The organism is Litorimonas sp., assembly GCA_029936425.1.
GTDB lineage: Bacteria > Pseudomonadota > Alphaproteobacteria > Caulobacterales > Maricaulaceae > Litorimonas.
Genome location: JAPYSU010000003.1, coordinates 171,391 through 190,162, shown reverse-complemented (window position 1 = coordinate 190,162; position 18,772 = coordinate 171,391). Strand labels below are relative to the sequence as shown.

At 49.4% G+C, this 18,772-nt stretch carries 19 protein-coding genes; 9 read left to right on the top strand and 10 right to left on the bottom strand.

What is annotated here, in order from left to right; all coding sequences use genetic code 11:
• Positions 1 to 5 precede the first annotated feature (5 nt).
• From ACN0IC_RS04155 to ACN0IC_RS04145, 3 genes are read right to left on the bottom strand one after another with little or no spacing between them, the layout of a single operon-like run.
• Positions 6 to 929: a VOC family protein gene (locus ACN0IC_RS04155; protein ID WP_416877498.1), complete on the bottom strand. Its 924-nt coding sequence runs from the start codon at positions 927 to 929 to the stop codon at positions 6 to 8.
• 17 nt (positions 930 to 946) lie between these two features.
• Positions 947 to 1,702 (bottom strand): SDR family NAD(P)-dependent oxidoreductase, encoded by a 756-nt coding sequence (locus ACN0IC_RS04150; RefSeq protein WP_416877497.1) that lies wholly within the window; start codon positions 1,700 to 1,702, stop codon positions 947 to 949.
• A 15-nt stretch (positions 1,703 to 1,717) separates the two neighbouring features.
• Entirely contained in the window at positions 1,718 to 1,948 is a 231-nt protein-coding gene (locus ACN0IC_RS04145) for a ferredoxin (protein WP_416877496.1), read from the bottom strand.
• A 135-nt stretch (positions 1,949 to 2,083) separates the two neighbouring features.
• Here ACN0IC_RS04145 and ACN0IC_RS04140 point away from each other — a divergent pair, with 135 nt between their 5' ends.
• Genes ACN0IC_RS04140 through ACN0IC_RS04125 form a run of 4 tightly spaced genes read left to right on the top strand, consistent with a single transcriptional unit; the run spans position 2,084 to position 6,189 of the window.
• A complete protein-coding gene (locus ACN0IC_RS04140; RefSeq protein WP_416877495.1) occupies positions 2,084 to 3,475 on the top strand; it encodes an aromatic ring-hydroxylating dioxygenase subunit alpha in 1,392 nt (463 codons plus the stop codon).
• 46 nt (positions 3,476 to 3,521) lie between these two features.
• Positions 3,522 to 4,082 (top strand): aromatic-ring-hydroxylating dioxygenase subunit beta, encoded by a 561-nt coding sequence (locus ACN0IC_RS04135; RefSeq protein WP_416877494.1) that lies wholly within the window; start codon positions 3,522 to 3,524, stop codon positions 4,080 to 4,082.
• A 17-nt stretch (positions 4,083 to 4,099) separates the two neighbouring features.
• Positions 4,100 to 5,005 (top strand): 3-hydroxyacyl-CoA dehydrogenase, encoded by a 906-nt coding sequence (locus ACN0IC_RS04130; protein ID WP_416877493.1) that lies wholly within the window; start codon positions 4,100 to 4,102, stop codon positions 5,003 to 5,005.
• Positions 5,002 to 6,189, top strand: coding sequence for a thiolase family protein (locus tag ACN0IC_RS04125; RefSeq protein WP_416877492.1), 1,188 nt, complete (start codon positions 5,002 to 5,004; stop codon positions 6,187 to 6,189). Before ACN0IC_RS04130 ends, ACN0IC_RS04125 begins: the two co-directional genes overlap by 4 nt.
• Positions 6,190 to 6,206: 17 nt before the next feature.
• Here ACN0IC_RS04125 and ACN0IC_RS04120 read toward each other — a convergent pair whose 3' ends face one another.
• On the bottom strand, positions 6,207 to 7,826 hold the full coding sequence (locus tag ACN0IC_RS04120; RefSeq protein ID WP_416877491.1) for an ATP-dependent acyl-CoA ligase: 1,620 nt from the start codon (positions 7,824 to 7,826) through the stop codon (positions 6,207 to 6,209).
• Positions 7,827 to 7,923: 97 nt separating this feature from the next.
• Here ACN0IC_RS04120 and ACN0IC_RS04115 point away from each other — a divergent pair, with 97 nt between their 5' ends.
• Genes ACN0IC_RS04115 through ACN0IC_RS04095 form a run of 5 tightly spaced genes read left to right on the top strand, consistent with a single transcriptional unit; the run spans position 7,924 to position 12,885 of the window.
• Positions 7,924 to 8,718, top strand: coding sequence for a DUF2889 domain-containing protein (locus tag ACN0IC_RS04115; protein ID WP_416877490.1), 795 nt, complete (start codon positions 7,924 to 7,926; stop codon positions 8,716 to 8,718).
• Positions 8,715 to 9,863, top strand: a complete 1,149-nt coding sequence (locus ACN0IC_RS04110; protein ID WP_416877489.1) for an acyl-CoA dehydrogenase family protein — start codon at positions 8,715 to 8,717, stop codon at positions 9,861 to 9,863. The genes ACN0IC_RS04115 and ACN0IC_RS04110 overlap by 4 nt, the downstream gene beginning before the upstream one ends.
• 8 nt (positions 9,864 to 9,871) lie before the next feature.
• Positions 9,872 to 10,909 carry an acyl-CoA dehydrogenase family protein gene (locus ACN0IC_RS04105; protein WP_416877488.1) on the top strand — a complete coding sequence of 346 codons (1,038 nt, stop codon included), beginning with the start codon at positions 9,872 to 9,874 and terminating at the stop codon, positions 10,907 to 10,909.
• A 17-nt stretch (positions 10,910 to 10,926) separates the two neighbouring features.
• Positions 10,927 to 11,727 carry a crotonase/enoyl-CoA hydratase family protein gene (locus ACN0IC_RS04100; RefSeq protein ID WP_416877487.1) on the top strand — a complete coding sequence of 267 codons (801 nt, stop codon included), beginning with the start codon at positions 10,927 to 10,929 and terminating at the stop codon, positions 11,725 to 11,727.
• 3 nt (positions 11,728 to 11,730) lie between these two features.
• Positions 11,731 to 12,885: an acyl-CoA dehydrogenase family protein gene (locus ACN0IC_RS04095; protein WP_416877486.1), complete on the top strand. Its 1,155-nt coding sequence runs from the start codon at positions 11,731 to 11,733 to the stop codon at positions 12,883 to 12,885.
• Positions 12,886 to 13,122: 237 nt separating this feature from the next.
• On the opposite strand, the gene ACN0IC_RS04090 is transcribed toward ACN0IC_RS04095, so the two are convergent.
• The 6 genes from ACN0IC_RS04090 to guaB all read right to left on the bottom strand — a co-directional run bounded on the left by ACN0IC_RS04090 (position 13,123) and on the right by guaB (position 18,763).
• Complete coding sequence (locus ACN0IC_RS04090; RefSeq protein WP_416877485.1) at positions 13,123 to 13,416, bottom strand: helix-turn-helix domain-containing protein; 294 nt, start codon at positions 13,414 to 13,416, stop codon at positions 13,123 to 13,125.
• Positions 13,413 to 13,757: a type II toxin-antitoxin system RelE/ParE family toxin gene (locus ACN0IC_RS04085; protein ID WP_416877484.1), complete on the bottom strand. Its 345-nt coding sequence runs from the start codon at positions 13,755 to 13,757 to the stop codon at positions 13,413 to 13,415. The genes ACN0IC_RS04090 and ACN0IC_RS04085 overlap by 4 nt, the downstream gene beginning before the upstream one ends.
• Positions 13,758 to 14,020: 263 nt before the next feature.
• Positions 14,021 to 15,601 (bottom strand): glutamine-hydrolyzing GMP synthase, encoded by a 1,581-nt coding sequence (gene guaA / locus ACN0IC_RS04080; protein ID WP_416877483.1) that lies wholly within the window; start codon positions 15,599 to 15,601, stop codon positions 14,021 to 14,023.
• The gene (locus ACN0IC_RS04075) at positions 15,598 to 16,896 is read right to left on the bottom strand and encodes an RsmB/NOP family class I SAM-dependent RNA methyltransferase (RefSeq protein ID WP_416877482.1); all 1,299 of its coding nucleotides are present in this window, start codon (positions 16,894 to 16,896) and stop codon (positions 15,598 to 15,600) included. The genes guaA and ACN0IC_RS04075 overlap by 4 nt, the downstream gene beginning before the upstream one ends.
• The gene (locus tag ACN0IC_RS04070) at positions 16,893 to 17,306 is read right to left on the bottom strand and encodes an MAPEG family protein (RefSeq protein WP_416877481.1); all 414 of its coding nucleotides are present in this window, start codon (positions 17,304 to 17,306) and stop codon (positions 16,893 to 16,895) included. The genes ACN0IC_RS04075 and ACN0IC_RS04070 overlap by 4 nt, the downstream gene beginning before the upstream one ends.
• Complete coding sequence (gene guaB, locus ACN0IC_RS04065; RefSeq protein ID WP_416877480.1) at positions 17,306 to 18,763, bottom strand: IMP dehydrogenase; 1,458 nt, start codon at positions 18,761 to 18,763, stop codon at positions 17,306 to 17,308. Before guaB ends, ACN0IC_RS04070 begins: the two co-directional genes overlap by 1 nt.
• Positions 18,764 to 18,772 lie beyond the last annotated feature (9 nt).

The following is an 18,772-nucleotide window of genomic DNA, read 5'->3' as shown; positions in this document are numbered from 1 at the left end:
TTTTCCTATGAATCGTATTTCGCCATGTCTTCGACGGTCATAACACTTGGTCCCAAAATAGGCCCAACCAATTCATGTCCCCAGATGGATAGTTTTTCAGGATTCAATTCAAATGGGTCGCCCGGCCAAGGCTCATGTTCTGCGATGGTTTCAACCGCCCATCCGGAAGGGCTAAAGTGATAGAATGACAAATGGGGGTCCTGTGTATGCTGCCCCAATGTCATCATTAGTTGCAACTGCTTGGCCTTTACGAGGTCATAGGTCTCACCCACATCACGAATATTTTTCACGAATATTCCGATGTGCTGCAGTCCGATCCGTCCGGGTGCAAAACCATATCCAATATCATGGCTTGTTTGATCATTGTGACGTGAACGATAAAATCCAGTTTTGCCTTTTCCTGCCCCCCAGCCATACCATTTCATACCCATAACATTTTGCATGAAATCATCAATTTTATCGAAGTCTGGCGTCATCAGTACAGCATGACAAAACCCACGAGCCTCGGTGCAAAAACCGGTGTGAGGACGGCCAGGTGTAAACGTACCAGGATCGAATTTTTGCCCATAGAAAATTTCATGCTGATAACCAACAGGATCTTTGAACCGCAAAACATTTCGTACCCCGCGTTTCTCGATCAATTCGGCATCACCCATGTCAAAATCGATTTTATGCTTTTTTAGCGTGCGCGCAGCATCTTCGAATGCCTGCCGGCCAATGGCTTCCCATCCCATATAGGCCATGCGATCAACCTGCCCTTTATGCAGCGCGATGCGATAGCGACGATCATCCATTCGCATATAAACGCTATCAGTATCCCCATCCGGGTTTTTGCCAATTTGCATCCCTAATACATCTGGACCGTAGTCCAACCAAGCTTTCGGGTCGGCAGACTCAAAGCCAATATACCCTATTCCGCGTAAATCCATTTTTTCCTCCTACAATTTTATCCCGCTATCATTCCGCCGTCGACAACCAAATCTGATCCTGTCCAGTAGCGCGCGCCATCTGATGCAGCGAACATTATGGTCGAGACGATATCACCGGGCTGCGCTGGTCTGCCAAGCGGAATATTTTGTTCAAGTATGCTGCGGACTTTAGGGTCCGACAGCATGGGTGCTGTACCGGGCGTCATCACAACACCAGGACTTATACTGACCGCGCGAATCTTATAGGCCGCCCCTTCCAAGGCCAGTTGCCGCGTCATGGCAAGGATGGCCCCTTTCGTCGCTGTGTGGGCTGTATTCCCGGCCGCTTTGGACCCATGATGCGCAGCGACTGATGCGATATTGATGATTACGCCGCCTCGTTTCTTTAAAAACGGCCAAGAAAATTTCGTCGTATAAAACAAACTATCGAGTTCGTTTCGAATGGTGTAACGCCAGTCTTCGATGGAAATTTCGTCCATAGACTTGAACCGGGCAGCGGACGCGTTATTCACAAGAATATCAATATTCCCACTTATCGAAGCAGACTGCTCTACCCAATTTGCGACACTTTCCGGAACACCCAGATCTACGGTTTCTCCGGTGAAGAGCAATTTGTTCTCACGCAGCATACTGGCCGTCGCTGCATTCGTTTCTGAATTGATATCGCATCCATGAACATGCGCTCCAGCACCTGCGAATTGCTCGGCCATATTTCTGCCAAGCCCGCCGCCTGTTCCTGTAACAAGAACCGTTTTTCCTTTGAACTCGGACATGTTTTTAACTCTCAGCTAAGCTGATATTTTTTCTACCTTGAGCACCAATTGCGGGCAGCCATAAGCGCCCTCGCTGGCTGTTTCATAAAGATCCTCGCCGATTTCGGTTTTTAACAAAACCACGAGCCCGTCTTCATCGAGCCCGTATACTTCAGGACAAACCTCTGCGCACACACCGTAACCGCAGCACTGCTCACGATTAGCTGTTACCTTATAAGTTCCTGACTTTGCACTTTCTTCTGTCATGTACCAATGCCTTGCTATGTTGAATAATACGAAATTTTATTTTTTGCATCATTGCATTTTTCATACACTTATGCAAATATTGTTCAATATTTATTTTTAGCAGCACCGGTCCGTAAATATACAAAAGGAAGAAAAATGTTGAAAACAGTACCCAAACCAACGAAAAGTTCCGCACCTGTTCTTCCCGACGGGACATCGATTGACGACCTGATTAATCTGGATATGCAAGAAGTCCAATTGAGGGTTATGGCGGATAAAGATCTCTATGATTTAGAGATGGAGAAAATTTTCTCAAAAACGTGGATTTTACTGGGGCACGAAAGTGAAATACCTAACGAATCCGATTTCATGGTCCGAGAAATGGGCACAGATCAAGTCATCGTGACCCGCGGCAAGAATGACGAAATTAATGTTTTACTGAATGTATGTCCTCATCGAGGTATGCGGGTTTGCACGGCTGAGGCGGGAAACAAACGGATACATAAGTGTATCTACCACGGCTGGGCATTCAAGAATAACGGCGACTTTCTCGGCGCACCAGTTGCTAAAGAGAAAATGCACGGCGAAATGCGTCCCAAATCAGAACTCGGATTAGAAACTGCCAATGTTGAAGTTTATGGGGGATTGATATTTGCCAATTTCGATAAGGATGGCCAAACATTCGAAGAATATCTGGGCGACATGAAGTGGTATTATGACATGCTGTTTTGCCGTACTGATCGCGGACTTGAAGCACTAGGGCCGCCGCAAAGATTTATCATTAATGCCAACTGGAAAACAGCGTCAGAACAGGCAGCGGCAGATGGCTATCACACCATAACATTGCATCAATGGCTGGGAGAATTTGCCGGCTTCAACGAAGGCGATATTGAGGCGTCCATGATGGGTGTTGAAGTCACATCACGCACGGGCCATGCGATGCGGTGTCAGCCGGTGGACAATAAGTTCAAAATGCTGGCAGCGGGATTTGCTGACATGTCTCTCGAGGAAAAGCTCGAGCTTCTACCACCGCCTGGTGTCACAAAAGAGATGATGCCACAGCTAATGAAACATCTGGATGATGATCAATTGGCATTACTCGTGGATCAACCGCCTCAAGTGGGCGGCATGTTCCCGAACATTCTGGTCGCATTCATCTACGCACCGCAGCCAGACGGCACGATATTGGGTCTAACATCACTGCATACCTATGTTCCACGCGGGCCTGACAAGCTCGAATTTACAAACTGGATATTTGCCGAAAAAGATGCCCCACAAGATCTGAAGGACAAAATCCGGAAGGTCACGACAGGATTGCTAGGTACATCCGGCATGATCGAACAGGACGACTCCGACACATGGCCGCATATGACGCGAAACGCTAAAGGACCTAGAGGCCGAAACATGACTCTAAAATATCAGGCTGTTAATACGCTACCTCGTCCGAAAGATTGGCCGGGACCCGCCGAAGCGTATGACGGATTTACAAAAGATGACACCCAGTGGAACTGGTGGCTACGATATTATGACATGATGACAGCTGAATAGTTTCCACTCCGAAATACCTTATAAATGCAACTGGAGAGCCTGAATTATGGCCAACGCACAATTAAAGCCGCTAGCGGCAGAAGACACCAAACGGATTTCAGTCGGATCGGAAATCTACAATCGTATCGCAGAAGCGCTATATGTTGAGGCCATGCTGCTTGATGAGTTGCGTTTGGAAGAGTGGTCTTCATTCCTGGCAACAGATCTGATTTACCGTGCCCCGCTTCGCCTCTCACGGGATCGCGCAGAAAACGATAAAAGCATAGTACATACAATGAACCATTTCGATGAAGACTATGGTTCCTTAATGGGGCGGGTTGCCCGGCTGACCCAAACGAAATCGGCATGGGCGGAAGACCCGCCTTCCCGAACCCGGCATTTCGTATCCAACATCTTGGCTTGGGAAACGGGGACGAAGGGAGAATTTTCCGTCAAGAGTAACGGTCTCCTGACACGTAACCGATTCGAGGAAGATCACATGCAAGTGGTCAGCTACGTCCGTAATGATATTCTTCGGGATGTTGGGGGAGAGCTGAAACTCGCCAAACGCGAAATCGTATTCGATATGGCGGTTATTGGCACGCATAATTTATCAATCTTCTTATAGCCTGAAGCGGTTTTCACATGACATTATCCAAAAATGCGATTGTCACCGTCGCTGGTGCTGGCCTCATGGGCAGGGGCATCGCCCATGCGTTCGCCGTATCGGGGTTCGAAACCCGGCTTTTCGATATAAATGACCAACAGCTCGACAGTGCTAAAACCTCGATTCAGGCCGTTCTAGACGGCGGCGTACGTATTGGGAAATTAGATCAATCGGTCGCTGACACCGTGATAAAGAACCTCTCTCTCTCCACAGACATATCTGAGTCGGCAATAGGTTCAGATTTATTCATTGAGACAGTTTCAGAAAACCTATCGATCAAGCATTCCGTCCTAAAAGACGCTGAAAAACATATGAGCCAAACCGGCGTGATAGGATCCAATACTTCAGCTTTATCGGTCACAGAAATTGGCACAGCTATTGCCGACCCCTCCCGTGTTATTGGCATGCATTTCTTTAACCCGGTTCACAAAATGAAACTGGTTGAGATTGTGTTGGGGATTGCGACTTCAGAGCAAACTTTAGTAAAAACCCGCGAATATTGTGACGCAATCAATAAAACCTCCATCGTCGTCAATGAGTCACCCGGGCTCACAACCAGCCGGATGTCCGCTATGATGGGCAATGAAGCGATGTGGATGCTACAGGAAGGGACGGCATCAGCTGAAGATATAGACACGGCCATGCGAATGGGATTTAATCACCCGATGGGACCGCTGGAACTCGGCGACATGACGGGCTGGGATACCCGATTGTCTGTTCTAAAATATTTGCACTCAACACTTGGCGAAAAATTTAGACCCTGCCCTCTCATCATCAAAATGGTTGCGGCGGGCCGTTACGGGCGAAAGACAGGTCATGGAGTGTATCAATATAACGACGGTAAAAAAGTGCCGGGTTCCGGGCTTAAAGCGTCTATGATATGAATGATAATAGGTTACATGACGTTTTCATCGTTGACGCCCTTCGCACTCCTACCGGAAGGTATCGGGGTGCCTTTTCAGGGATACGGGCCGATCATTTAGCAGCAGTGGTACTCCAGGCCCTGGTAGACAAAACAGGCCTGGAAGCGGCAGCGGTCGACGATGTGATCATGGGAAATGTCACGCAAGTCGGAGAGCAATCAGCAAACATCGCCCGTACCGCCCTGTTATCAGCGGGATGGCCTGAAGTCATTCCAGGCCTGACAATCGACCGTAAATGTGGATCCGGCGAAGAGGCCGTTCATGTCGCTGCAGGAATGATCGCAGCAGGCATTCATGATGTCGTCATTGCAGGCGGCGCAGAGAATATGACGCGCGTCACGATGGGCAGCAATCGATCCATTATGGGCGAGGCCTTCGGCAAACCGGTGCTGGACAGATTCGAAATGGTCTCCCAGGGAGAAGCCGCCGAAAGAATTGCTGACAAATGGAATTTGTCCCGGCAAGATTTGGATGCATTTGGAGCAGAAAGTCAGGCGCGCGCATCAAAAGCCAGAAAATCCGGATATTTTGACCGTGAAATTGTGCCCGTCGATATCCGAAGTTGGATTGATGAAGGGTATGAACATGAGGGACCAGAGGTCTTGTCGCAGGATGAAACGATACGTCCGGGAACAACAATTGAAAAGCTCGCTACCCTGAAAACTCCGTTTCGTGAGAATGGTAAGATCAGTGCTGGCAATGCATCACAGATTTCCGACGGTGCCTCTGCCTTAGTTTTAATGTCAGGAAATGCCCTTAGGCAATATGCTCTAAAGCCACGAGCGCGGTTACGCGCTATGACGACAGTCGGATCCGACCCCACACTTATGCTGACGGGCCCTATCGCGGCTACACAAAAGGTGTTGGACCAGGCAGGTTTGTCAACGGATGACATCGACCTATTTGAAGTGAATGAGGCGTTCGCGCCCGTACCCATGATCTGGATGCAGGAGCATAATATTTCCACAAACCGTCTAAACGTAAATGGCGGCGCTATTGCACTGGGTCACCCGCTCGGCGCGAGCGGTGCCCGTATCATGACTACGCTTTTGCATGAGCTTGAACGCCGAGACGCAACGCTTGGATTGCAATCAATATGTTGTGCCGGAGGCATGGCAACTGCCACCATCATTGAGCGTGTTTAGTCTGATAAGATTCCAGGCTATCGTTTTGTCAATTTAATGCCGGATTTTTCAATGTCCCAAGTTTTACTCGTGACCCCTTCCTCGCGGAGTTGGTACTTCAAAACGCGGCCTTGAGGATTGGTGGGAAATGTATCCCGAAATTCGATATAACGCGGGACGGCATAATAAGGCACTCGCTCTACCGCCCATAGGCAAAGGGCTTTCTCATCAAGGGATTGACCGGGTTTCAATATCGCTGTGAGTTTCACGTCATCTTCAATGATTTCTGATGGCACGGCATGGATAGCAACATTTTCAATAGCTGGGTGCTCCAAAAACGTTTGTTCTAATTCGAAGCTCGAAATATTTTCTCCCCGGCGACGAAGATAGTCCTTTTTGCGGTCGACAAAATAGAAGAAACCGTCTTCATCAAATTTGCCAATGTCACCGGAATGAAACCACATATTTCGCATGACCTTCATTGTTGCTTCGGGTCTTTGCCAGTATCCTTGGAACATAATATTGGGCTGCAATGGGCGAATAATAATTTCACCGGAAGTTCCCGTCGGTACTTCTACATCATTGTCGTCAACAATTCGGACATCGAATTGAGGCGATATTTTTCCAGAGGAACCGGGCGCTGCATATTCCCCGGCCCCTATTGTTGTAACGACAGCAGCTTCTGTCAGACCGTATCCGTTCGATCCAACTTGTCTGGCGCCAAAGCGTTCCCGCCATGTCGTCTTCATTTCCTCGGAAAACGGATTTCCGCGCACTGTATGGATTTGTCCCTTACAGCGCAGCATCGCATCGTTGTCGTCGGCATTGGCTAGCAAGTTCCCCATCGCGCCCAGAATTGAAATCGCCGTAGCACCGCATTTCTCAATCGCTGGCCAGAACCCAGATACAGAAAAACGTGGTGAAAAGGCAACAGTTCCGCCGACCAATATGGTCGAAATGAATCCCGTTGACAGGGCATTTAAATGAAACAGCGGAAGTGGTGTCCATAAAACATCATCATGTTCAATAGGCGCTGCGTTCAACTGTTGGCGAGCCAGATTACACATATAATTATAACTGAGCATGCACCCCTTGGATGGCCCCGTCGTTCCGGATGTGTAAATCAACGCCGCCAAGTCTTCTGGTCGCGGCTTCTTGTCAATCGTCGCATCGGAATGGCCCCGGTGCTCTGAAAGTTGCCGTACATCCAAGCGGGTTGCATGTTCCGAGGCCGGGTTTCCGCGTACGAGGACTGTTTTTAAATCAGGCACCTCATCTGCAATCGCAATGACGCGGTCCAAATAGTCGGCTTCGCAGATTATAATATTAGCGCTGGCGTCGCTGATTTGATGGCGCAAAAAAGCACCTCGCAGCGCCGTATTAAGCGGCACACTGACGGCGCAGAGTTTATTGACCGCCAACCATGTGACGATGGCATCAATATTGTTATCAAGCATTGAAACAACCCGGTCGCCCGGGTTCACGTCCAGATCAGAAAGAGCATGAGCGAATCGTGTCGTCAATCGATCCAGTTCCTGATAGGTGTATGTCTCACCGGAAAAGTCTAGAACCGTTTTTTCTGGATATTTCGAAACAGCCCGCGCGAGCGCATCAATGACCGTATCTTGCTGCCCTAGACTCCATCCAGATTGTGCCATCCCTAATCCTCTTGCTTTCCTAATTATTTTCTATACATTTCTCTAAATAGTGTTTAATATATCTAAGCTCGATTGCCTAAGTAAACAAGAGAAAAAGTTGCAAGGATTTCACCGAACAATAATTTTAGCCGGCCAAACGGGTTCCGATGGTCATACTTTGGCTCGAGCTTGCCTTGAGGATGACTTTCACCATTTTCGGCTTGAAATGACGATTGATGACTCCGAAATCAAATCAATTCAGGGTACAGCAATTCGTTTTCCCTATGTGACCTGTCCGGGGGCGGAAGATGGTTTACAGTCGCTGGTCGGTACGCCACTAAATGCATTTTCTGCCTCCGTACATCGCGCTGCGGATGCGCGCTTAAACTGTACGCACCTTCTGGATTTATCGGGTATGTGCGGAGCGCATATTCTGATGGGAATAACGCGACGTAGATATGATATTTTCGTGTCTGATCGTGATAATAATCAAGTTTCAGGCAAATATCGCGCCCAGATTTTGCGGGATCATCAGCTCGTCCTAGAATGGGAAGCGGAATATGAAACCATTATAGCTCCCGAGAAGTTTCAAGGCATAAACCTGCGTTCGGGATTTGCTAAATGGGCGTTCAATAATCTGGATTCCGAACAGCGTGAGGCCGCCCTTGCCCTGCGCAGGTGCTCCATGATCTCAATGGGACGGGCGAAGAACCTCGATAAACAGTTACATGCCGAAGATTGGGGTTTCTGTTACTCTCAGCAGAAAGAACGTTCGAAGAAGGCACTGCGGGTTAGCGGCACAATCCTGGACTTCAATCAAAACCCTGGCCGTCTTTGCCGGGACGACTTTGACTGGATTGATTTTCAACCGTCGAGCTTGAGCCCGATCACCTTACTTCAGGAAAACTCATGAACCTCCCTCAACTCGATTTTGTCGACATTCCGAATGACGTAGAACACCTTCGTCAAGAAGTCCGAGAGTTCCTGAACGAAACAGTGAACGATAGATCACCACGTAAGCAGGCCTATTCCTGGTCCGGTCATGACCCGGAGTTCTCAAAAGCCCTAGGCCGGAAAAACTGGCTTGGTCTGACAATGCCTAAAAAATATGGTGGGCAAGACATGGGGGCATATGCCAGATACGTCATCATTGAGGAGTTGCTTGCAGCTGGCGCTCCTGTGGCCGCTCATTGGATTGCCGACAGACAAAGCGCGCCGCTGATTCTCAACTTTGGTACCGAAGAACAACGGAAAAAATATCTTCCTCCTATATGTCAGGGCAACAGTTATTTCTGTATTGGGATGAGCGAGCCGAACTCCGGTTCAGATCTGGCGTCCATTCGGACGAAAGCCGAAAAAACCAAGACCGGCTGGATACTCAACGGACAAAAAGTCTGGACCACAAATGCACATAATTGTCACTACATGATTGCTTTGGTTCGGACAGCCCCACCATCGGATAACCGACATGCGGGTATGTCCCAAGTCATAATCGATCTCAGCCTTCCGGGTGTCAATATCCGTCCAATTAAAGATCTCGCGGGGGACGAACACTTTAACGAGGTCATATTTGAAAATGTTGAGCTTGCAGAGGATGCAATTATTGGCGTCAAAGGTCAGGGTTGGCAGCAAGTTATGGCTGAACTCGCTTTTGAGCGCAGTGGACCTGAACGATTTCTGTCTTCAATCGCAGTTGTAAAGACTTTGATTAATGCTGTAGGCCCAGAGGCCAATTCATTGCAAAGGCGTGAGATTGGCAGAATGCTTGCAAAAACTCACGCCTTACGCGCGATGTCGCTCGGGATCACGGCTCAGCTTGATGCCGGTGAGAACCCCACTTGGCATGCTTCCTGTGTTAAAGATATGGGCAACGCATTCGAACAAGAAATCCCTGAACTTGCCCAGATTGTTCTAGATACGGAGCCTCGTATTTCCAGTGATGATCCCCATGCGGAGGTGCTTGCTTTTCTGATCCAAACAGCCCCTTCTTTTTCGCTGCGCGGCGGCACTCGTGAAATCCTGCGCGGTATAATCGCCCGCGGCCTCGGATTGCGATAGGTGAGACAATGAGACAGTTATTTGCACAAACGGCTGAAAAGATTCTTTCCGACAATCTCGGATTGGATGCTTCCAACCGTGGCGGAGAGGATGCTTGGCCGGATACACTCTGGAACATCATCACTGAGTCCGGTTTGACACTGGCCCTCGTACGTGAAGAGTCAGGTGGAACCGGCGCAAGTTTCAGCGAAGTTTTTCCGACTGTACTCGCAGCAGGTAAATACGCAGCTCCAATTCCAATGGCCGAAAACATGCTAGCCAATTACTTTTTAGATCTGTGCGGCATTGAGATTCCTAATGGCATAACGACGGTTTCCCAGGATATTCTCACATTGTCCCGAGGTCAGGTATCCGGCAGGCTCAGGGGCGTCCCTTGGGGTATAAAATCTGACCATATTCTCTGTTTAGCGCGACATGGAAATGTCCTGCATTTTACGCTGGTTGCCTCAGAAGATGCCGCGTCAACTGTAACAGGAAAGAACATTGCACAAGAACCCCGCGATAGTCTCACGTTCGATATGACGACACCGCGTCAAACCGCTGCCCTTCCACTTGGAATGAATGAAAGTGCAATTTTACGCGGCGGTGCATTAATGCGCTCGGCTCAAATTGCGGGCGCCCTTGAAACGATAACCAACATGACCTCCCAATATGCGTCGGAAAGGGAACAGTTTGGAAGGCCGATTGCCAAATTCCAAGCCATCCAACAGATGATTGCCCAACTGGCTGAAAAATCTGTACTCAGCTACACCTCCGCTGACAGGGCGTTTCATGAACCAACATTCGCTGCTGACGAAATAGCCATACCCGTAGCCAAACAAATCACAAGCGAAGCGGCTAGCGACGGCGCAAGCTTTGCTCACAGCGTTCATGGAGCCATCGGATTCACGCACGAATACCATCTCCACTACTATTCAAAACGGCTTTGGTCATGGCGAGCGGAATTTGGAACAGCCACGTACTGGGCTGACATATTAGGAGGGGAAGCCTGTCAGCGTGGCGCTGGTTCACTTTGGCCCGCAATTACGCAAAGCCGATGGGCATAATAAAAATGGAGATCGCTATGTCAGACTTCTTACTACAAGAGCGCCAAGGCTCGATACTTATCGTTCGCATGAATAGCCCTGATACGCACAACGCTTTATCAACGCCCGAGCAAATGGACGCGTTCGTCGAGTTAGCCGAACTCGTGCGCAAAGATGAGACAATTCATTGCATCGTATTAACGGGCGAAGGCCGTTCATTTTGCGCTGGTGGCAATATCAAGGACATGCAAAACAAATCCGGTATGTTTGGCGGTTCTGCCTATAATATAAGGTCCGGATACCGGAACGGAATTCAGCGAATCCCACTCGCGCTCTATGACATTGACGTCCCTGTAATTGCTGCAATGAATGGCGCCGCTATCGGCGCAGGGCTTGATTTGGCTTGTATGTGTGACATCCGTATCGCTGTCGATCGCGCGATTTTTGCCGAGAGTTTTGTCAAACTGGGTATTGTTCCGGGAGACGGCGGGGCTTGGCTTCTTCCGCGCGTCATTGGTCTGCCCAAAGCGACCATTATGGCTCTGACTGGAGACCGAATTGATGCCAAGCAAGCGCTTGAATGGGATCTCATTACGGAAATCACTGACTCGGAAAATCTCATGGAACGCGCTATCGACATCGCCTCGCGCATCGCGGCAAACCCCGGCCATTCCACGCGTATGACAAAACGTTTGCTGCGCGAAGGCCAGCATATGCGTCTGGACTCATTGTTAGAAATATCCGCCGCTTACCAGGCGCTGGCTCATAAGACAGAAGATCATACAGAAGCGGTCTCCGCTTTCATCGAAAAACGATCTCCAGAATTCAAGGATAGGTAAATAATGTCAGAACATCCCCACCCAGATGCACGTAATGTCTATCGCGAAGATCATGAAATGTTCCGTGATCAGGTGCGCCGCTTTATCGAAGCGGAAATTGTTCCTTATCATGCTGAATGGGAGAAAGACGGGATTGTCCCCAAATCCGTGTGGAAAAAGGCGGGTGAGCAAGGTTTTCTCTGCATCACGATTCCAGAGGAATACGGGGGGCCAGGCGGGGATTTTGGCCATTCTGCGGTATTTATCGAAGAACTGGCTAGAGTGAATGCAACCGCTGTTGGCTTCACCACCCACTCCGATATTTCTGCTCCGTATATTCTGGCCTACGGTTCCGAAGATCAAAAAAAGAAATGGCTGCCGCTCATGGCTAAGGGCGAGAAAATTTGCGCGCTCGGACTGACTGAACCAGGCACAGGAAGCGACCTTCGGGGCATCAAAACCCAAGCCAAACCTGACGGAAACGGATATCTAATCAGCGGGCAGAAAACGTTCATTTCTAACGGGGCAAATTCGGACGTTACAATCCTTGCGACGAAGTTGGAGCCGACACCTAGAGGAAAAGAAATCACTCTTTTTCTCGTCGATAATGAACTTGAAGGCTGCAGCAAAGGCCAACGTCTAGAGAAGATTGGACTTAAAGGGCAAGATACTAGCGAATTGTTCTTCGACAATGTGCGAGTGACAGATGCAGATATGATGGGTGAACCTCATGTCGGTTTCAAGTATCTGACCCATCAACTCGCAAAAGAACGTCTTATTATCGGCATCCGCGCGGCTGCGAGTATCTTTGCTCTGTTAGATGAAACTCTTGAATATGTACGGGAACGGCATGCGTTTGGTCAGCCTGTGTTCGACTATCAGAACACTCGTTTTACGCTAGCTGAATGCAAGGCGAAGGCCACCATGCTTCGCGTTTTCGTGGATGATTGCTTGACGCGGCTTCTTGAAGGCAATTTAAGCGCTGAACGCGGGGCTATGGCAAAGTTGATGGGGTCGGAGTTGCAAAACGAATTACTGGATGAATTTCTGCAACTCCATGGCGGCTATGGTTATATGAGCGAATATCGTATCAGTCGGTCATGGGTCGACGCCCGTGTGGCACGTATCTATGGCGGCACGTCGGAAATAATGAAGGAAATTATTGCCCGTGGGCTTTAGATTGGAAAATCACAAAAAAATTCTTCCGTATTGCATCTGATGTAGCAATGGTTCGTCGCCCACTGGAAAAAAGGTGAGAACTCTAAAAGTCATACAGTAACATCATCGTATAGCGTATTAAAAACGTCACACATTTTGTCCACAAAACGTCACACATTTTCACGTTTATCTTTTATAAGCTATTGTTTTTGCTTGCTTATTATATTTGGTTAGCCTCCTGCTTGCGGACTCGAACCTTTAGCCAACTAGAGCTCTTAGAACGGCTTGTGGCTCTTTATCCATTACTTTGAGTAATGCCCTTGCAGCCCCAGAAGGCTGTCTTTGACCCTGCTCCCATTTTCTGTAGCCAGACAAACTCGTACCAAGCATCAGTGCCATCTGTTCTTGGGTTAGGCGCAATTTGGCCCGAATAGCTTTTGCGTCAATGTTTTCAATATCGACGGCGTGTAAAACAGTTTCATTCTCTTCCCCTCTGGCATGCCCAAGAGCTTCCTGCATGGACTGGATGAGATCTTTTCCAAAAGTGCTCATGATTTACTCCTATAGTGCGCCTTTATGGCTTCAGCGAAGGCAGACACGGCTTTCGCTTCTTCCGGTGTTAAATTCGTGCTCTGTTTCTTTGCATAAACCAACAAAGCATAGAGCGGTGCGTCCTCATTGAAGACATAATAAATTACGCGTGCACCTCCCCGCTTACCACGCCCTGATGCCGGAACCCTGACCTTCCTCACGCCGCCCGTATGCGGAATTAGGTCTCCAGCATATGGATTTGCGGCCAAGAAATCGATTACAGCTTTCTTCTCCGCATTTGAAAATAACTTTGCAGCTTGTTTGATAAACATTGGTGTTTCAGCAACAGTTTGCATAATCATACATAACCCATTGGGTTAGTAATGTCAATAATGACATGCCTAGAAATGAGATAATTTAAGTTCCTTAGAGCGCACTAAAACTACCCCAAATTCACTGAAATTTGCAGCCTAAAACTTTTTCGCACTGCACACAAATTGCACACGAGATCCTCTAACCCATTGAAATAGTTAAATATTCTGTCCAATCCATCATGGGGGCGACACTGACTTTAAATGTTGGGCTGTCTTTCATATCGATGTTTTTTAAAATGAGTGATGAGCGTCTATTCCCACTCAATAGTTCCTGGGGGTTTGGATGTGACGTCATAGACGACCCGGTTCACGCCGCGTACCTCATTGATGATCCGCGTTGCTGTTTCGCCCAAAAAGTCATGGGTATAAGGATAATAATCTGCTGTCATACCGTCCGTAGAGGTGACGGCCCTCAGGGCGAGCACATAATCATATGTCCGGCCATCGCCCATAACGCCGACCGTTTTCACCGGTAGGATAACGGCAAAAGCTTGCCATATATCATTGTAAAGACCGTGTTTTCTGATTTGGTCGAGATAAATCGCGTCGGCTTCGCGCAGAATGTTGAGGCGTTCTGCGGTGATCTCTCCGGGGCATCGGATCGCCAGGCCAGGCCCGGGAAACGGATGTCGTTCCACAAAATCTGCATGAAGTCCCAATTCGCGGCCCAAAGCCCGGACTTCGTCCTTAAACAACTCGCGAAGAGGTTCGACGAGCTCAAGATCCATGCGCTCTGGCAGGCCCCCGACATTGTGGTGGGACTTGATAGTTACAGACGGCCCCCCATCAAAAGAAACGCTTTCGATTACATCAGGATAGAGCGTGCCCTGCGCCAAGAACTTTGCCCCTCCAATAGATTTTGCTTCACGTTCAAAAATATCGATAAAAGTTCCGCCGATAATTTTACGCTTTTTCTCGGGATCGCTGACCCCTTCTAGCAACCCTAAGAACTCGTTACCCGCATCCACATGAATAAGATTGATGTCGTAATGATCGCGAAAAAGAGATGTTACCTGTTCGCTTTCACCTTTTCGCATCATGCCGGTATCCACATAAACGCAAGTCAGTTGGTCCCCAATCGCTTCATGAATGAGAATGGCGGCAACTGAGCTGTCCACGCCTCCGGAAAGACCGCAAATAACTTTCCCGTCGCCAACCTGTTTCTGAATGGCGGCAATCATCTCATCTTTAAAGGCTGACATTGTCCAGTCACCCTTGAACCCGGCAATATTATGGGTGAAATTTCTAAGGATCATTGCCCCGTTGCGGGTATGAACGACTTCCGGATGGAATTGCAGACCATAAAAATGGCGACTCTCATCCGCAATCGCCGCGAAAGGCGCATTCGGAGATTTACCAATAATTTCAAATCCTTCGGGGATTTTGCTGACCCGGTCGCCATGAGACATCCAGACGCGTTCATCCCCGCCGACTTTGATAAGTCCCGCAAATAGGGGGGAGTCTTTAATGATATTCAAATCTGCCCGGCCAAACTCTTGCTCGTTTGAGGCTTCAACTGAACCACCGAGTTGGGCGCACATGGTTTGCTGACCGTAACAAATACCAAGCACCGGAACGCCAAGCGTCCAAATGGCTTCATCGGCGCGGGGCGTCCCCATCCCGGTTACACTGCTCGGCCCGCCGGATAAGATAATCGCTTTCGGATTAAAGGATTTCAGTAGCGCCGCATCCACGCGGTTATAAGGATGGACTTCGGAATAGACGCCGCTTTCACGCACGCGCCGGGCAATCAGCTTGGTCACCTGAGACCCGAAATCGATAATCAGCAACTGCTCATGCTGTTCGGTGATGAGCTCATGCGTATCGGTCATTTCGTTCTCTCCATTACGGCAAAGAAAAAGCCGTCGGTATTTGTGGCCGCCGGGGTTAAAGTGAGTGTGCAGCCATCCGCCGACCATGGCTTAGGAGAATCGACGCCGAATTTCTCTTCCCAAACTTCCCCAGCCGACAGGAGAGTGAAGTTCTCGTTTTCTTCCAGAAAGGCGTAAACCTGCGCTTCGTTCTCTTCGGCGAGCATGGAGCACGTGACGTAGAACAAAAGCCCGCCTTCAGGTTTCACAAAACCTTTTGCACTTTTCAGGACTGAACGCTGCTCATTATTGCGGCGTTCTAAAGCCTCTTCGGATAATCGCCATTTAGCGTCCGGTTTACGCCGCCAAGTTCCCACGCCCGTACAGGGGGCGTCAATCAGAACCCGATCCATCTTGCCGACTAAATCTTTAAGGCTTTCGGAGGGCGGTTCACGAACCTCTATCACAGAGGCCCCTGCCCGCTGCGCGCGCTGGTAAAGCGGGGAAAGCCGGCGCTTATCAATATCGAAGCCAAAGACTTGTCCCTGATTTTCCATATCGGCGGCCATTGCGAGGGATTTGCCTCCGCCTCCGGCGCAATAATCCAAGACTTTCTCGCCGGGTTTTGCATCCACCAGAAGACTAACAATTTGTGAGCCTTCATCCTGGATTTCAATTTTTCCAGTTTGGTATTCCGCTTCGATTTGAACATTAGGCAGACGGGCGCTACCCTCAAGCGCTTCGACGCGAAGCCCGATAGGAGAAATCTCCGTTTTCTTAAGCCCCTTTGTTTTCATTGAGGAGAGCACTTTATCCCGCTTGGCCTTGATCGTATTCACTCTCAAATCCAGCGGCGGCCGCGCCGTCAAAGCTTTTCCTTCCGCGACGGCCATTTCATCAAAATTGGTTTCAAACATGGGCCAGAGCCATTCCGGAACGTCTGCTTTTATCCAATCCGGTGCTGACTCTAATTTGATGGACCCGTTGAGTTTATTCTGTTCGTCTTCACTCAGAGCTTGAGGCGCGTGTTTGTCAGCCGCAAAATCCTCCATTAGCTCTTTTACGGTATGACCGCCCATGAAAACGGCGGCCCCAAGCGCGAGGGCTCTGGGGGTTTCGTCGCCCATTCGATACCCAATAGAGCTCTTGCAGCGAAGCGCGTCATGGACATAATTTCCAATCGCTGAACGATCTTTTGATCCTGCAAAACGGTGGGCTTTGCCCCAGTCACGAAGCGCCATCGTGGCGGGCGTTTTGCGGTCCAGAATATCCTCAAGGACTTCCGCCGCCGCCTGTATGCGACCGCCGAGCCTCATATTGCCGCCAAGTGAGAAAAGGCGAGCAGTATCATAACCAGAATGGCAATAGCGCTCATTAAGAAAGCTCCAAACCGATAGGGAAAGATAACATTCTTCGTAAGCTGTACCAAAGCGTGCAAAATACGCGCGGCCACAAAAACCCAGGCAGCAATCAGAACGAACTGAGTGACTCCATCAGTGACAAAGAAGAAGAGGCAAAGCGCGTAAAACAAAACAGGCACTTCAAACTGGTTTTTAAAGTTATCACCTGCATTGACAACATGACTTGGGAAACCCGTTTTACGAATTTCTGACATGCCTTGCCTGGCAATTCGGCTCACCCGCGACCAAGCGAGCCAAAACAAAATGGCGACCGACAAGCTGATTTGAACCAGCATCGGCCAGAAGATTTCATATCCCATAGTCATTAGCTCGGCATTGAATAGTTAGGCGCTTCACGCGCTATATGAACGTCGTGAACATGGCTTTCCCGCAATCCCGCATTGGAGATTTTCACAAATTCCGCATTCTTATGAAGATCTTGAATTGTGCGGGACCCCGTATAGCCCATAGCAGCGCGAATGCCGCCGATTAGCTGATGCAGTATTGGTCCAACCGGGCCCTTATAGGCAATACGCCCCTCAATGCCTTCCGGCACGAGCTTCATGGAATCATTCACTTCTTTTTGGAAATATCGGTCTGCGGAGCCTCTCGCCATGGCCGAAACGGATCCCATACCGCGATAGGATTTGTAAGACCGCCCTTGATAAAGGAAGACCTCACCCGGAGTCTCTTCTGCCCCGGCCAGAAGCGAGCCGACCATGGCGCATTCCGCGCCCGCGGCGAGGGCCTTGGCCATATCCCCGGAATATTTGATACCGCCATCCGCAATCACAGGTATGCCTGCTCTGTGCGCGACTGAACAGGCATCCATGATAGCTGTTAGCTGCGGCACGCCGACACCGGCAACGACTCGCGTCGTGCAAATGGAGCCAGGGCCAATACCGACTTTAATGGCATCTGCCCCGGCCTCTATCAGGGCTTTGGCGGCGGCGGCTGTTGCGATGTTGCCTGCAATGATTTGTGCGGCAGGATAGTCATTTTTTAACTGCTTGACGGTTTCCAGAACCTTGGAAGAATGTCCGTGGGCCGTATCAATGACCACGGCGTCTGCCCCTGCTTCGATCAGGGCAACGGCCCTGTCATAACCTGCCTGCCCTACGGTTGAGGCAGCGGCAACTCTCAGACGGCCTTTTTCATCTTTGCAAGCGTTTGGAAAGTTCTCGGCTTTGTCCATATCCTTGACGGTAATCAGACCCACACAGTTATAGGCGTCATCAACGACCAGAAGCCGCTCAATTCTGTGTTTGTGTAAAAGCGCCCTTGCCTCGGACTCTGACGCGCCTTCTTTGACAGTCACGAGCTCCGTGGTCATTAAGTCTTTCACGGAAACTGAAGGGTCATCCGCAAATCGAACGTCCCGGTTTGTCACAATCCCGACAAGCTTTCCGCCGGCTTCCACAACCGGAATGCCGGAAATTTTGTGATGAGTTACCAAAGCGCGCAGATCGGCTAAAGTCGCGTCCGGACCAATAGTAATCGGATTGACCACCATGCCGGACTCATACCGTTTAACCTTACGAACTTCCTCGGCCTGTTCTTCAATTGACAAGTTACGGTGAATGACGCCAATGCCGCCGGTTTGTGCCATGGCAATGGCCAGAGGGGCTTCGGTGACAGTATCCATAGCGGCGCTTACCAATGGAACATTGATTGTAATGGCTTTCGTCAGACGCGTTTTTAGGTTCGCATCCGCCGGTAAGATGTCAGAAGCCTGGGGCTGCAAAAGGACATCATCGAAGGTAAGCCCTTCTCGAATCTCCATGGGAGTCTC